The sequence below is a fragment of the Arsenicicoccus sp. UBA2120 genome (assembly GCF_002330965.1).
In the GTDB taxonomy this organism is placed as follows: domain Bacteria; phylum Actinomycetota; class Actinomycetes; order Actinomycetales; family Dermatophilaceae; genus Arsenicicoccus; species Arsenicicoccus bolidensis.
The window spans coordinates 23574-37721 of the sequence record NZ_DCYC01000077.1 but is presented as its reverse complement, the minus strand read 5'-3'; the positions used below and the strand labels follow the sequence as shown (position 1 = coordinate 37721).

Here is a 14148-nt window from a genome sequence, read left to right as displayed (position 1 = left end):
ATGACGTTGAATGTCCATCTAACAAAGGAACCTCAAACGAGGTTTAAAACTTGGCATCGAATTTCGGCACGCTGTTGAGTTCTCAAACATCGGACGCTCACGACATCCCGGTCCACGTGCGTGGGCCTTCGTGTCGAGGCTGTCAGTTTCCGAAACACATCTTGGGCTTCTCGGACCAGATCAATGACCTGCGGAGCGCGCTTGGCGTGTTCGGTTCCTCTACTGTAGCAGGTGTTTCTCCCGCTTCCTAATCGAGCGTTTCCGCTCATCAGGTCATACCGAAGTACCTTCTCGGTAGAGGTTGTCATCCGCGGGACCGGCCTACTTCGCTGCGAGGTTTCCCTGCTAGCAGTGGTGTCCGTTCCTCCCTGTCCGGGCGACATCGAGAACATTACGTGAAGGTGTCCGGGGAGACAAATCCGGTGGTCAGGACGCCGGCATACGACCAGCAGCCATGGACTTGCGCCCCCGCTTGAGCAGGACCACCCGGCCGTGGAGGAAGTCCTGCTCCCCCAGCACGGCCTCGGGGTCGGACACCTTGGCGTTGTTGACCGAGGCGCCGCCGTCCTTCAGCGCCCGGCGAGCCTCGTTGCGGGACGCCACCAGACCCACCGACACCAGCGCGTCGACCAGGGTGTCCCCGGGCGACAGCTCTCCCCCGGGCAGCTCCGCCGTCGCGTCCAGCAGGGTCTGCCGGTCCAGGGCCGCGATGTCGCCCTTGCCGAAGAGCGCCTCGGACGCGGCCTGCACCGCCGCGGTCGCCTCGGGCCCGTGCACCAGCGTGGTCACGTCGGCCGCCAGCGTCCGCTGAGCCGTGCGCCGGAAAGGCTCCTCGGCGACCTGACGCTCCAGCTCGGCGATCTCGTCGCGCGTGCGGTCGGTGAAGACCTTGAGCAGCTTCACCACCGAGGCGTCCTCGACGTTGATCCAGTACTGGTAGAAGGCGTAGGGCGAGGTCATCCGCGGGTCCAGCCACACGGCGTTGCCCGCGGACTTGCCGAACTTCTCCCCCGACGAGTCGGTCAGGAGCGGCGTGGTGAGCACGTGCACCGACACCCCCTCGACGCGACCGATGAGGTCCACGCCGGCCGTGAGGTTGCCCCACTGGTCCTGGCCGCCGGTCTGCAGGGTGCAGCCGTACTGCCGGTAGAGCTCGAGGTAGTCCAGCGCCTGCAGGATCTGGTAGCTGAACTCCGTGTAGGAGATGCCCTGGTCGGAGCCGAGCCGCGCCGCGACGGCGTCCTTCTTGAGCATCTGGTTGACCCGGAAGTGCTTGCCGTAGTCGCGCAGGAAGTCCAGGGCCGAGATGGGCGCGGTCCAGTCCAGGTTGTTGACGAAGATCGGCGGGTTGTCCGTGTCGGCCGACAGGATCGCCCGTACCTGCACCGCGATCCGCTCCACGTCCGCGGCCGTCTGCTCCTTGGTCTTGAGCACGCGCTCGCTCGACGGGCGTGGGTCACCCACCAGCCCCGTCGACCCACCCACCAGACCGATCACCCGGTGACCAGCCCGCTGCAGGTGCCGCAGGGCGATCAGCTGCACGAGGTTGCCGAAGTGCAGGGAGGGCGCGGTCGGGTCGAAGCCGCAATACACCGTGAGCGGTCCGTCCTCGAGGGCCTGGCGCAGCTCGGCCTCGTCGGTGGACTGTGCCACCAGGCCGCGCCACTGCAGCTCGTCGAGGATGTCGGTCACGGTGCATCACTCCTTGCGTCGAGGTCCCCGCCGCCGTCGGGCGGGCCGTGACTAGCCTGCCCTATCCCTGCCGGTCGGCGTAGTCGGTGTCGAGCACCGAGTAGTAGTACTCGTCGAGCCAGCGTCCGTCGTGCTGCGTCGACTTGCGGAGCGCGGCCTCGCGGGTCATGCCGAGCCGGGCCATCAGCCGACAGGCGGCGTCGTTGCCCTCGATGGTGGTGGCGAACACCCGGTGCGCACCCAGGCCGCGGAACGCGTGGTCGAGCAGCGCCCGCCCCACCTCGGTGGCGTAGCCCCGGCGGTGGTACTTGGGGTGCAGGACCCACGAGATCTCGTAGACGTCGGGGTGCTCGTAGCGGTGGAAGACGACGTGCCCGACGACCTTGTCCTTGTCGCGACGGACCAGCGCCAGCACCGGCGGGTCGTCGCCCACCCAGCGCGACAGGAAGCGCTTGACCTGCTTGTCGGAGTAGGGATCGTCGACGTAGCGCATCACCTGCGGGTCGCCGAGGTAGCTCCGCACGGCCTTGAAGTCGTCCTGGTCGAAAGGTCGTAGCGCCAGCCGCTCCGTGCGGACGGACGCGCTGACCTGCCCGGTCCGTCGTTGGTCCTTGCTCACGCTGTCGTGCTCCTGCCCGGGGCGAGCCCCGCCGTCGATCAGTGGCGCGGCGGACGGCGCCGCACCACGGCTGGACGATACGCCGAGACGGTGGGCTCGTCCGCCAGCCAGTAGCGCCAGGGGTACGTGTCGCCGTCTCCGCCCGGGCCCGACACGCCGACCCGGGGGCCGGTGCGGATCAAGCCCGCGTCAGCACCCAGTGTGCCCGGCGCCAGACGGACCGGCGCGGCGGGGTCCAGCAGGTCCAGCCCGTGGTGGCCGAGGTCCAGGCCGAGGGCCTTGGTCAGTCGCCCCGGCCCACGGGCCAGGTCGCGGGGCCGTATGCCGGGGCGTCGCTCGGTCACCTGCTCGCGACCGGCGACGACCTCCCCGGCACGCAGCAGCACCGCCGACGCCTCGCCCGTGGGCCCGCACACGACGTTGACCGCGTGGTGCATGCCGTAGGACAGGTAGACGTAGAGGTGGCCCGCCTCGCCGAACATGACGCGGGTGCGCGGCGTCGGACCACGGAAGGCGTGCGAACCGGGGTCCCGCTGACCGGCATACGCCTCGACCTCGGTGAGCCGCAGACCGACCGGGCCGTGCCACAGGACGCACCCGAGCAGGTCGGGGGCGACCTCGAGGACCGGCCGCGCGAAGAACGCGCGCGACAGCATCAGGCGCGGACGTCCAGGGCGGATCCCGCGAACTCCCGCAACCGCCGGGCCTGCTCGGCCACGCGGCCCCGCTGCTCGGTGACCCGCGCGGGGGCGGTCCCGCCCTTGGCGGAGCGGGACGCCAGGGACCCCTCGACCGACAGGACGGAGCGGACGTCGGGCGTCAGGTGCTCCGAGATGCCACGCAGGTCGTCGTCGTCGAGGTCCCACAGCTCGATGCCGCGCTCCTCGCACGCGCGCACGCAGGCGCCGGCCACCTCGTGGGCGACGCGGAACGGCACGCCCTCGCGCACCAGCCACTCGGCGACGTCCGTGGCCAGCGAGAAGCCCTGGGGCGCGAGGGACTCCAGGCGGTCGTCGTGGAAGGTCAGGGTCGCGACCATGCCGCTGAAGGCCGGTAGCAGCACCTCGAGGGTGTCGACGGCGTCGAAGACCGGCTCCTTGTCCTCCTGCAGGTCGCGGTTGTAGGCGAGCGGCAGGCTCTTGAGCGTGGTCAGCAGGCCGGCGAGGTCCCCCACCAGCCGGCCGGCCTTGCCCCGCGCGAGCTCGGCGACGTCGGGGTTCTTCTTCTGCGGCATGATGCTCGACCCGGTGGAGTAGGCGTCGTCGAGCGTGACGAAGCTGAACTCCTTGGTCGCCCAGAGCACGACCTCCTCGGCCAGCCGGGACACGTCGACGGCCGTCATGGCGCAGACGAAGGCGAACTCGGCGACGAAGTCGCGCGACGCCGTGCCGTCGATGGAGTTCTCCACGCTGGTCGCGAAGCCCAGGTCGGCGGCGACGGCCTCGGGGTCCAGGCCGAGGGACGACCCGGCCAGGGCGCCGGCGCCGTAGGGCGAGACCGCGGTCCGGGCGTCCCAGTCGACGAACCGCTCGACGTCGCGCAGCAGGGCCCAGGCGTGGGCGAGCAGGTGGTGGGCGAGCAGCACGGGCTGGGCGTGCTGCAGGTGCGTGCGACCGGGCATGGCGGTGGTGGCGTGCGCCTCGGCCTGGGCGACGAGGGCGTCGACGACGTCGAGGACCAGGCCGGCCACGGAGCGCGCGTGGTCGCGCAGGTACATCCGGAACAGCGTCGCGACCTGGTCGTTGCGCGAGCGCCCGGCCCGCAGCCGTCCGCCGACGTCGGTGCCGGCTCGCTCGATGAGCCCGCGCTCGAGCGCCGTGTGGACGTCCTCGTCGTCCTGCGCCGGCGCGAACGCCCCGGACTCCACGTCGTCCCGCAGCCGGCCCAGGGCCTCGAGCATCGCGTCGAGCGTGGCGTCGTCGAGCAGGCCCGCGCGGTGCAGGACGCGGGCGTGGGCGCGCGACCCGGCGATGTCGTAGGGCGCGAGCCGCCAGTCGAAGTGCGTCGACTTGGACAGGGCGGCGAGGGCGTCGGCCGGTCCACCGGCGAAGCGACCGCCCCACAGGCTGGTGCGCTCGGAGGTCATGCGGGTCCTCTCAGGAGGTGATGTGAGGTGGTGTCAGGTGTTGTCGTGGTGAGGTCGTCTGGAGGAGGTGGACGGCGTGGCGCGTCGGGTCAGTCGTCGTTGACGCCGGCGAGGCCGAGCAGCTTGCCCGCCACGGCCTCGCCGCCGTCGGGCGCCGCCGTGATCACCAGGATGGTGTCGTCGCCGGCGATGGTGCCGACGATGTCGCCCTCGCGGGCCATGTCGATCGCCGAGGCGAGGAAGCTGGCCGCTCCCGGCGGGGTGCGCACGATGACGAGGTTGGCGGACGCGCGGGCGGAGACGAGGAGCTCCTCGCACACCTTGCGCAGCCGCCCGGACACCTCGGCCATGTCGGGTGCGATGCGGGGGGTCTGGTCGCCACCGAGCCCGGGCAGGGCGTAGACGAGCGTGCGGCCCTGGCGGACCTTGACGGCGCCGAGGTCGACGAGGTCGCGGGAGAGCGTGGCCTGCGTGATCTCCACGCCCTCGGCCGCCAGCAGCTCGAGCAGCTCGTTCTGCGAGCGCACCGTGGTGCGGGCGAGGATGTCGGCGATCAGCTGGTGCCGGGCCCCGCGGGTCTGGGCGATCATGGAGTTCCTCCCTCGGAAGCGACGATCCCGTCCAGCACGACGGACAGGTCCGCGACGAACTCGTCGACCTCGTCCGTGGTGAGCACGAGGGGCGGCGCGAGCCGGATGGTGTCCGGGCGTACAGGGTTGACGATAGGCCCTCGGGCCTCGAGGTCCGCGGTGACCTGGGCGGACACGTCCCGCGTGAGGGCGATCGCGCGCAGCAGGCCGGCCCCGCGGACCTCGCGGACCAGCGGGTGGCCGAGCCCCTCCACGGCCTCGACGAGGTGCTCGCCGGTGGCCTTGACCTGCTCGAGCAGACCGTCCCGCTCGATGGTGTCGAGGACCGCGAGGGCGGCGGCGCAGGCCAGCGGGTTGCCGCCGAAGGTCGTGCCGTGCTGGCCGGCGCCCAGCAGGCCGCTCACCTCGTCGCCGAAGGTGACGACCGCCCCGATCGGCACGCCGCCGGCGAGACCCTTGGCCAGGGTCATCACGTCCGGCCGGACGCCGTGGGCCTGGTGCGCGAACCAGAGCCCCGAGCGACCCACCCCGGACTGGATCTCGTCCAGGACCAGCAGCGCACCGGCGGCGGTGGTCACCTCGCGGGCGGCCCGCAGATAGTCGGTCGAGGCCGGTATGACGCCGGCCTCCCCCTGGATCGGCTCGAGCACGACCGCGGCCACCGTCTCGTCGACCGCCGCGCGCAGAGCCTCGACGTCGTCGTAGGGCACGAACGTGACGTCCCCGATCAGCGGCTCGAAGGGCGCGCGGTAGGCCTCCTTGTGGGTGAGGGCCAGCGCACCGGTGGTGCGCCCGTGGAAGGCTCCCTCGGCGGCGACGATGCGCGTGCGGCCGGTCCGGCGGGACAGCTTGACGACCGCCTCGATGGCCTCGGTCCCGCTGTTGCACAAGAACACCCGCGACCCCGACGGGGCGTCCGACAGCTCCAGGAGCCGCTCGCCGAGGCGCACCTGGTCGGGGGTGACGAAGAAGTTGGAGACGTGGACGAGCTCGCGGGCCGCGCGGCTGATGGCCTCGACCAGGGCCGGGTGGCCGTGCCCGAGGCTGTTGACCGCGATGCCCCCCAGCAGGTCGAGGTGCCGACCGCCGTCGGCGTCGTAGACGTAGCAGCCCTCGCCGCGGACCAGGGTGAGGCGCGGTCGCCCGAAGACGCCGAGCAGGACCTCCTGGGAGCGGTCGAGGGTGGTGGCGCCGGTCGTCATACGGTCTCCTCGGTCGGATGGTCGGCTCCGTCGGTGCCGTCAGGGTCACCGGGGTCACCGGGATCACCGGCGGTGATCATCGTGCCGACCCCCTCGCTGGTGAAGACCTCCAGCAGCAGGGAGTGCGCCACACGGCCGTCGATCATGTGGGCCTGGGGGACGCCTCCGCGCACGGCTGCGACGCAGGCCTCGAGCTTGGGGATCATGCCGGCGTCGACCTGCGTCGCCAGCTCGGCGGCCTCGTCCACGCCCATGCGCGACACGATCGACGCGGGGTCCGGGTAGTCGAGGTAGACGCCCTCGACGTCGGTGAGGACGACGAGCTTGGTGGCCCCGAGCGCGGCGGCCAGCGCCCCCGCGGCGGTGTCGGCGTTGACGTTGAGGACCTGCCCGTCGACGTCCAGGTCGGGGGCGACGGTCGAGACGACCGGGATCCGCCCGGCATCCAGGATATCTTGCACCGCCGCGGGATTGACGACCTCGACGTCGCCGACGAGGCCCAGGTCGACGTCCTCGCCGTCGACGACGGTGCCGCGGCGCCGAGCCCCGAACAGGTGGGCGTCCTCGCCGGACAGGCCCACCGCCAGGGGTCCGTGCTGGTTGAGCAGGCCGACGAGCTCTCGCCCGACCTGGCCCGTCAGCACCATCCGCACGACGTCCATGACCTCGGGGGTCGTGACGCGCAGGCCGCCCCGGAACTCGCTGGTCAGACCGAGCCGGTCGAGCATGGCCGCGATCTGGGGGCCGCCACCGTGGACCACCACGGGGCGCAGCCCGGCGTAGCGGAGGAAGGCGACGTCCTGGGCGAACGCGGCCTTGAGCTCGTCGTCGATCATGGCGTTGCCGCCGTACTTGACGACGACGAGCGCGCCGCGGAAGCGCTCCATCCAGGGCAGGGCCTCGACGAGGACGGAGGCCTTGGCGAGCGTCCGCGGGTGGGACTCGTGCAGGCGCGGGGTGCGGGCGGCAGGTCGGGTCGTCATGTGCTGTAGGCCGAGTTCTCGTGGACGTAGTCGTGGGTCAGGTCGTTGGTCCAGATCGTGGCCTCCGCGTCGCCGGCGTGCAGGTCGACGAGGACGTGCACCTCGCGCGGGGCGAGGTCAACGAGCTCGCGCGGCTCCCCCACCCCCATGGCGCGGCAGACCTGGACCCCGTTGATCGCCACGTCGAGGAGGTAGGGGTCGAACGTCGCCCGGGTGGTGCCGACGGCGGCGAGGACGCGGCCCCAGTTGGGGTCGTTGCCGAAGACTGCGCACTTGAACAGGTTGTTGCGGGCGATGGAGCGCCCGACCTCGAGGGCGTCGTCCTCGTCGGCTGCGTGCACGACCTCGATCCGGATGTCGTGGTGCGCGCCCTCGGCATCGCCGATCAGCTGTCGGGCGAGGTCCTGGCAGACCTGGGTGACGGCCCCGGTGAGCTCGTGCTCGCCCGGCGTGACCCCGCTCGCGCCGCTCGCCAGGAGGACGACGGTGTCGTTGGTCGACTGGCAGCCGTCGGAGTCGATCCGGTCGAAGGACCGTGCCGTGGCCGCCCGCAGCGCCCGGTCGAGCAGCTCCGGCTCGACCGCCGCGTCCGTGGTGAGGACGACGAGCATCGTGGCGAGCGCCGGTGCCAGCATGCCGGCGCCCTTGGCCATGCCGCCGACCGTCCAGCCGTCCCGGGAGACGGACGCCTGCTTGCTGCGGGTGTCGGTGGTCATGATCGCCTCGGCCGCGTCGGCTCCCCCGTCGGCGCCGAGCCGGCCCGCGGCGTCGTCGATCCCCGCGGCCAGCCGGTCCATGGGGAGGCGCTCGCCGATGAGGCCGGTGGAGCAGACGACGACGTCACCGGCGCTGAGGCCGAGCCGGTCGGCGACCTGCTCGGCCGTGCGGTGGGTGTCGAGGAAGCCCTCGGGTCCCGTGCAGGCGTTGGCCCCGCCGGAGTTGAGCACCACGGCGTCGACCCGGTGGTCGGCCAGGACCTGCCGGCTCCAGGTGACCGGGGCGGCCTCCACGCGGTTGCTCGTGAAGACCGCGGCGGCGGCGTGCTGCGGTCCGTCGTTGACGACGAGGGCCACGTCGGGCCGGCCGCTGGCCTTGAGGCCGGCGGTGACCCCGGCGGCGCGGAAGCCCTGGGCTGCGGTGACGCTCACGGGGCGACTCCTGCGGTCGGCAGGCCCAGGCCCTCCGGGAGCCCGAGCGCGAGGTTGGTGCACTGGACGGCGGCGCCGGCCGTGCCCTTGGTCAGGTTGTCCTCCGCCGCCACGGCCACGACGCGGCCCACCCGCTCGTCGAGGACCACCTGGACGTGGACCTGGTTGCTGCCCAGCACGTCGCTGGTCCGCGGCCACTGCCCCTCGGGCAGCACGTGCACGAACGGCTCGTCGGCGTAGCAGCGCTCCCAGGCATCGCGCACCTGGGCGGCGGTCGTGCCCGGACGGACTCGCGCGGTGCACGTGGCGAGGATGCCGCGGGGCATGGGCGCGAGGGTGGGCGTGAAGGACACGGTCACTCCGGCACCCCGGCCCGGTGACGCTCCCCGGGCCCGGGAGAGGTTCTGCTCGATCTCGGGGGTGTGCCGGTGGCTGCCGCCGACGCCGTAGGGCGACATGGCGCCCATGGCCTCGGCGCCGAGCAGGTGCGGCTTGAGGCCCTTGCCTGCGCCGCTGGTGCCGCTGGCCGCCACGACGACCACGTCGTCCCCCTCCAGGAGCCCGGCCGCGAACCCCGGTGCCAGGGCCAGCGTCGTCGCCGTCGGGTAGCAGCCGGGGACGGCCACGCGGCGCGCGGTCCTTAGCGCCTCGCGCTGGCGTGGCTGGTCGAGCCCGCCGAGGGGCAGCTCGGGCAGGCCGTAGGGCCAGGTCCCGGCGTGGTCGGAGCCGTAGAAGTCCCGCCACGCCTCGGGGTCCTCGAGGCGGAAGTCCGCGCCGCAGTCGACGACGAGCGTGCTCTCGGGCAGGGCGTCGGCGAGCTCGGCCGAGGCGCCGTGCGGCAGGGCGAGGCAGACGACGTCGTGGCGGGCGAGGAGCTCGGGGTCGGTCGGCTCGAGGCGACGCCCCGCGAGGGGGGTGAGGTGCGGGTGGACCGTGCCCAGCAGGGACCCGGCCTGGGACGCGGCGCACACGGCACCGATGTCGAGCTCTGGATGGCCGAGGAGCAGCCGGAGCAGCTCGCCCCCGGCATACCCGCTCGCTCCGGCGACGGCTACGGACAGCATTGCATGATCATACGCGAATCGGGGTGTTCATGCATGCGTGCTCCGGCGGCCGGGCAGGAGCAGGAGCAGGAGCAGGCCCAGCAGGATCTCGGGCGGGGCTCGGAGACGCCACGGTCAGGCGAGCGGGTCGTCCTCGCCGTAGGGCAGCAGGCCGATCGTGCGGGCCTGCTCGGACAGACCCGCCGCGGCCGCGGAGCGGAGCGACTCGACGGTGTCGGTGCCCGCGCGGACCATGCGGCCGGACCAGGCGTCGAGCTCGCCCGAGGCGAGGGCGAGCGCCAACGTCACCACGTCGGCGGGCTCGGTCCACTCGGTGCGGCCCCGGTGCTGGGGCATGGCCTCGGTCATGTCGGTCCGGACCACCCCCGGCGCGAGGTCGAAGGCGCGGATGCCCCGCTCGGAACCGGCCAGGTGCAGGCCACCGGTGATGCGGGCGAGCGCAGTCTTGGAGGCGTGGTAGGCGCTCTGGAGATCGTCCGCACGGGTCCCCGAGCCGCTGTTGAGGTTGATGACGCGCCCGCCGCCCCCGGCCAGCATGTGCGGGACGACGGCCCTGCTCATGAGGAAGGGGCCCAGGACGTTGGCGCGCTGCACGCCCCACCACGCGTCGACCTCCGCCTCCCAGAGGGGAGCCGGGGGCTCGATCACGCCGGCGTTGTTGACCAGCACGTCGACCTGCGCGTGCCGTTGCAGGAGCTGCTCGACGAACACCTGCACGAGGTCGGGCTCGGCGACGTCGAGGGCGCTCCCGACGGCGTCCAGCCCCTGGCGGGACAGCTCGTCGGCCAGCCGACGCGCGCCCTCGCCGTCACGCGAGGTGAGCTCGACGGCATACCCGGCCTCGGCGAAGCCGCGGGACAGGTGGGCCCCGATGCCGCGGGACCCTCCCGTCACGACGACGACCGGCCGCACGTCAGGCTCCACGCTGGGTGGCGCCGGTCGCCGCGGCCGCCGCGGCGGTGGCCTGGTCGCGCAGCCCGCTGACCTCGGCGGTCGTGAGCGTGCGGTCGGGTGCGCGGAAGGTCAGGCGGTAGGCCAACGACCGGCGCCCGGGACCCAGCTGGTCGGACCGGAAGACGTCGAACAGCGCGACCGACTCGAGCTCGTCACCCGCGCCCTCGCGCAGCGCCTGCTCGACGCGCGCTGCCGGCACGGACTCCTCGACCACGAGCGCCACGTCGCTGTGCGCGACGGGGTAGGTCGACAGCTTGTGGGCCTCGGCCACGTGACCAGTCGCCGCCCCAACGAGCACGTCGAGGTCGAGCTCGGCGGCGCAGGTGCGCTCGGGAAGCTCCAGGGCGGCCACGACCTTGGGGTGCAGCTCCCCGGCGTGGCCGACGGTGGCGCCGTCCGCCAGCACCAGGCGCGCGCACCGGCCAGGGTGCCAGGGCGCGACGTCGTCCTGCTCGACGCGCAGGGTCACCCCGAGGGCGGTGGCGACGCCGAGCGCCACCGCCACGGCGTCGGACGCCTGCACGGGACGGGCCGGTCCCCACGGCCCGGCGGGCGTGGCGTCGCCGCAGAGGGCGATGGCCGCGTGCCACGGCTGTGCAGGGACGGCCTCGCGGATCCGGTCGAGCGTCGCGTCGTCGGGACGGGTGCCGAGCGGGGCTACCGGAGCCTGTCGCCCCTGACCGTCCGACCGGGTCACGAGCCCCAGCTCGTAGACGGAGACGTCGCGGGCGCCGCGCGAGACGTTGCGGCGCAGCACGTCGAGCAGGGTGTCCAGCACCGAGGTCCGCATGAGCGGCTGCTCGTCGTTGATCGGGTTGGCGAGACGCACCGTGCGGCGGCGCTCGTCGTCCGCGGCGTAGCGCAGGTCGTCGAAGCGCCCCTCCGCCACGAAGGGGTTGCTGAGGACCTCGACCAGACCCTGCTGCGCCAGCGTCGACGTGACCAGCCGCCGGGCACGCTGCGCCGCGGTCAGGCCGTGACCGCCGGGGGCCTGCGGCAGGACCGACGGGATCTGCGCGAAGCCGCGGACCCGGGCCACCTCCTCGACGAGGTCCGGCCCGGTGCGCAGGTCGGCCCGCCAGCTGGGCGGCGTCACCCGCACCTCGTCGCCGTCGAGCTCCTCGACCTCGCAGCCGATCTCGGCCAGCGTCCGGAGGACCTCGGCGCGCTCGAAGGTCAGCCCCACGAGCCGGGTCGGCAGGGTCACGTCGAAGCCGAACGGCTCGGGGAGCGTGATCTCGCCGACGTCGGTGACGCCCCCGTCGGCCGTGCCGCCCCCGAGCTCGACGAGCAGGCGCACGGCGAGCTCGGCCGCGGCGCCCGCCAGCGCGGGGTCCACCCCCCGCTCGAAGCGCTTGGCCGCCTCGCTCGGCAGCCGGTGCCGCCGCGCCGAGCGGGCCACGGTGACGGGGTCGAAGTGAGCCGCCTCCACGAGCACGTCGGTCGTCGAGTCGGTGACCTCGCAGTCCTCGCCACCCATGACGCCCGCGATGACCAGGGGCGTGGTGCCGCCGTCGGTGATCAGCAGGTCCTCGGGGTCGAGGACCCGCTCCACGCCGTCGAGCGTCGTCAGTCGCTCGCCGGCGCGGGCGCGGCGCACCTCGATCGAGCCCGAGAGCCGGTCGAGGTCGAAGGCGTGCAGGGGCTGGCCGAGCAGCAGCATGACGTAGTTGGTCACGTCCACGGTCAGCGAGATGGGGCGCATGCCGAGCTGGGTCAGCCGGGTCGCCATCCACGACGGCGTCGTCGCGTGCACGTCGACGCCGCGGACCGTGCGGGCGACGTAGCGGTCGCAGCCGGCGCGCCCGTGCAGCGGGGCGTCGTCGCGCAGGCGCACGGCATACCCCTGGTCGTCCGGCGCCGGGGCGGTGCGCGAGGGCTCCGCGGCCGGGTCGGTGAAGGGCACGCCGAGGCTCAGGGCCAGGTCGCGGGCGATGCCGCGCAGGCTGAAGGCGTAGCCGCGGTCGGGGGTGATGTTGACCTCGACGACCTCGTCGCCCAGGCCGAGCAGCTCGATGGCGTCGACGCCGGGCACGGCGCGGGCGAGCCGCTCGGGGTCGTCGGCCAGGTGGTCGCCCAGCACGATGATCCCGCTGTGGTCCTCACCGAGCCCCAGCTCGTCGACCGCGCACATCATGCCGTTGGAGACGTGGCCGTAGGTCTTGCGCGCGCTGATCCGGAACCCTCCGGGCAGCGTGGCGCCGGGCAGGACGACGACGACGAGGTCGCCGACGGCGAAGTTGTGCGCGCCGCAGACGATCTCCTGGTGCTTGCCCTCGGTGACCATCTGCCCGTGCTCGCCGACGTCGACGGTGCACCAGCGGATGGTCTTGCCGTTCTTCTGCGGCTCGTCGGTGTAGTCCAGGACCCGACCGACGACGAGGGGACCGGTGATGTCGCCACCGTGCAGCCCCTCCTCCTCCAGGCCGACCTTGACCAGCGCGGCGGCGATCTCGGAGCCCGTCGTGGTCGCCGGCAGGGCGTCCTCGCCGACGAGCTCTCGCAGCCATGACACGGGTGCGCGCATCAGATCTCCATCCCGAACTGTGTGCTGAAGCGGACGTCTCCCTCGACGATGTCGAACATGTCGGGCACCCCGTGGCGCAGCATGACCGCGCGCTCGATGCCCATCCCGAAGGCGAACCCGGTGTAGCGGTCGGGGTCGATCCCGGCCGCCGCCAGGACGTTGCGGTTGACCATGCCGCAGCCACCCCACTCGATCCAGCCCGTGCCGCCGCAGACCCGGCAGCGCTCGTCCTGCCCCAGGCAGATCGGGCACTGGAAGTCCATCTCGGCGCTCGGCTCGGTGAAGGGGAAGAAGGACGGGCGCAGCCGGGTCGTCACCGCCGGTCCGAAGAGCTCGGCCGCGAACCGGTCGAGGGTGCCCTTGAGGTGCGCCATCGTCAGGCCCTCGGCCACGGCGAGGCCCTCGACCTGGTGGAACACGGGGGTGTGCGTCGCGTCGAGGTCGTCGGTGCGGAAGACCTTGCCCGGGCACACGATGAACAGCGGCAGGTCGCGGGTCAGCATCGCCCGCATCTGCACCGGGGAGGTGTGCGTGCGCAGGACGAGCCCCGCGTCGCTCGGCTCGACGAAGAAGGTGTCCTGCATGGCCCGGGCCGGGTGGTCGGGGGCGAAGTTGAGGGCGTCGAAGTTGAACCACTCGGCCTCGACCTCGGGCCCCTCGGCGACCTCCCACCCGAGGCCGGTGAAGATGTCCTGGATCCGCTCGATCGTGAGCGAGACGGGGTGCCGGGCCCCCAGCGGGCGACGTGGCGCCACGACCGTCATGTCGAGCCGCTCGTCGACCAGCATGCGCTCGTCCCGCTCGGCCTCCAGGACCTCCTGGCGCGCCTTGAGGGCGGCGCCCACCCGCCCGCGCGCCTGGCCGACGCGCTTGCCCGCCTCGGCCTTGGCCGACGGCGGCAGGGCGCCGATCTCGCGGTTGGCCAGGGCCAGCGGCGACCGGTCCCCCGCGTGCGCGAGCCGGACGGCCTTGAGCGCCTCCAGGTCGGTCGCGGCCTCGATCGCGGCCAGCGCGTCGGCGACGTTGGCGTCGACGGCTGCGGGGTCCAGGGCGCTGACCTCCACCGGGTCGTACTGCGTGTTGGGTCCAGACATCGCTCTCACTCGGATCGGGTCGGTGGCTGCGGCGGCCGGTGCGCTGCGGGCCCGTCGCCGGGCCCCGGCACGGCCCGGGCGACGACGTCCGTCATCCTAGTGGGCCGCCGCCGGCGGTCGTCGCGGCTGCTCGCAGGACGTGCTCGCCGGACGCGCTCGGACGACGGCTCAGACGACGGCTCGGACGAC

12 protein-coding genes are annotated in these 14148 nt (G+C 73.1%); all 12 read right to left on the bottom strand.

Annotated elements, in window-relative coordinates; genetic code table 11:
* Nucleotides 1-426: 426 nt before the first annotated feature.
* The 12 genes from tyrS to pheS all read right to left on the bottom strand — a co-directional run bounded on the left by tyrS (nucleotide 427) and on the right by pheS (nucleotide 13959).
* Nucleotides 427-1692, bottom strand: coding sequence for a tyrosine--tRNA ligase (tyrS, locus tag B2P18_RS13005; RefSeq protein ID WP_286960654.1), 1266 nt, complete (start codon nucleotides 1690-1692; stop codon nucleotides 427-429).
* A 61-nt stretch (nucleotides 1693-1753) separates the two neighbouring features.
* Nucleotides 1754-2311, bottom strand: a complete 558-nt coding sequence (locus tag B2P18_RS13000) for a GNAT family N-acetyltransferase (protein ID WP_029211399.1) — start codon at nucleotides 2309-2311, stop codon at nucleotides 1754-1756.
* Between the two features lie 38 nt (nucleotides 2312-2349).
* Nucleotides 2350-2967, bottom strand: a complete 618-nt coding sequence (locus tag B2P18_RS12995; RefSeq protein WP_286960645.1) for a DNA-3-methyladenine glycosylase — start codon at nucleotides 2965-2967, stop codon at nucleotides 2350-2352.
* Nucleotides 2967-4397, bottom strand: coding sequence for an argininosuccinate lyase (gene argH / locus B2P18_RS12990; protein WP_286960643.1), 1431 nt, complete (start codon nucleotides 4395-4397; stop codon nucleotides 2967-2969). The genes B2P18_RS12995 and argH overlap by 1 nt, the downstream gene beginning before the upstream one ends.
* A gap of 89 nt (nucleotides 4398-4486) precedes the next feature.
* Nucleotides 4487-4987 (bottom strand): arginine repressor, encoded by a 501-nt coding sequence (argR, locus tag B2P18_RS12985; protein WP_019287246.1) that lies wholly within the window; start codon nucleotides 4985-4987, stop codon nucleotides 4487-4489.
* Nucleotides 4984-6189, bottom strand: coding sequence for an acetylornithine transaminase (locus tag B2P18_RS12980; protein ID WP_286960631.1), 1206 nt, complete (start codon nucleotides 6187-6189; stop codon nucleotides 4984-4986). The genes argR and B2P18_RS12980 overlap by 4 nt, the downstream gene beginning before the upstream one ends.
* A complete protein-coding gene (gene argB, locus B2P18_RS12975; protein ID WP_376783742.1) occupies nucleotides 6186-7172 on the bottom strand; it encodes an acetylglutamate kinase in 987 nt (328 codons plus the stop codon). The genes B2P18_RS12980 and argB overlap by 4 nt, the downstream gene beginning before the upstream one ends.
* Nucleotides 7169-8320: a bifunctional glutamate N-acetyltransferase/amino-acid acetyltransferase ArgJ gene (argJ, locus tag B2P18_RS12970; protein WP_239265834.1), complete on the bottom strand. Its 1152-nt coding sequence runs from the start codon at nucleotides 8318-8320 to the stop codon at nucleotides 7169-7171. The genes argB and argJ overlap by 4 nt, the downstream gene beginning before the upstream one ends.
* On the bottom strand, nucleotides 8317-9384 hold the full coding sequence (argC, locus tag B2P18_RS12965; protein WP_029211405.1) for an N-acetyl-gamma-glutamyl-phosphate reductase: 1068 nt from the start codon (nucleotides 9382-9384) through the stop codon (nucleotides 8317-8319). Before argC ends, argJ begins: the two co-directional genes overlap by 4 nt.
* 114 nt (nucleotides 9385-9498) lie before the next feature.
* The gene (locus B2P18_RS12960; protein ID WP_286958628.1) at nucleotides 9499-10296 is read right to left on the bottom strand and encodes an SDR family NAD(P)-dependent oxidoreductase; all 798 of its coding nucleotides are present in this window, start codon (nucleotides 10294-10296) and stop codon (nucleotides 9499-9501) included.
* A 1-nt stretch (nucleotide 10297) separates the two neighbouring features.
* On the bottom strand, nucleotides 10298-12865 hold the full coding sequence (gene pheT, locus B2P18_RS12955; RefSeq protein WP_286960615.1) for a phenylalanine--tRNA ligase subunit beta: 2568 nt from the start codon (nucleotides 12863-12865) through the stop codon (nucleotides 10298-10300).
* Nucleotides 12865-13959, bottom strand: a complete 1095-nt coding sequence (gene pheS, locus B2P18_RS12950) for a phenylalanine--tRNA ligase subunit alpha (protein WP_286960613.1) — start codon at nucleotides 13957-13959, stop codon at nucleotides 12865-12867. Before pheS ends, pheT begins: the two co-directional genes overlap by 1 nt.
* Nucleotides 13960-14148: the final 189 nt, after the last annotated feature.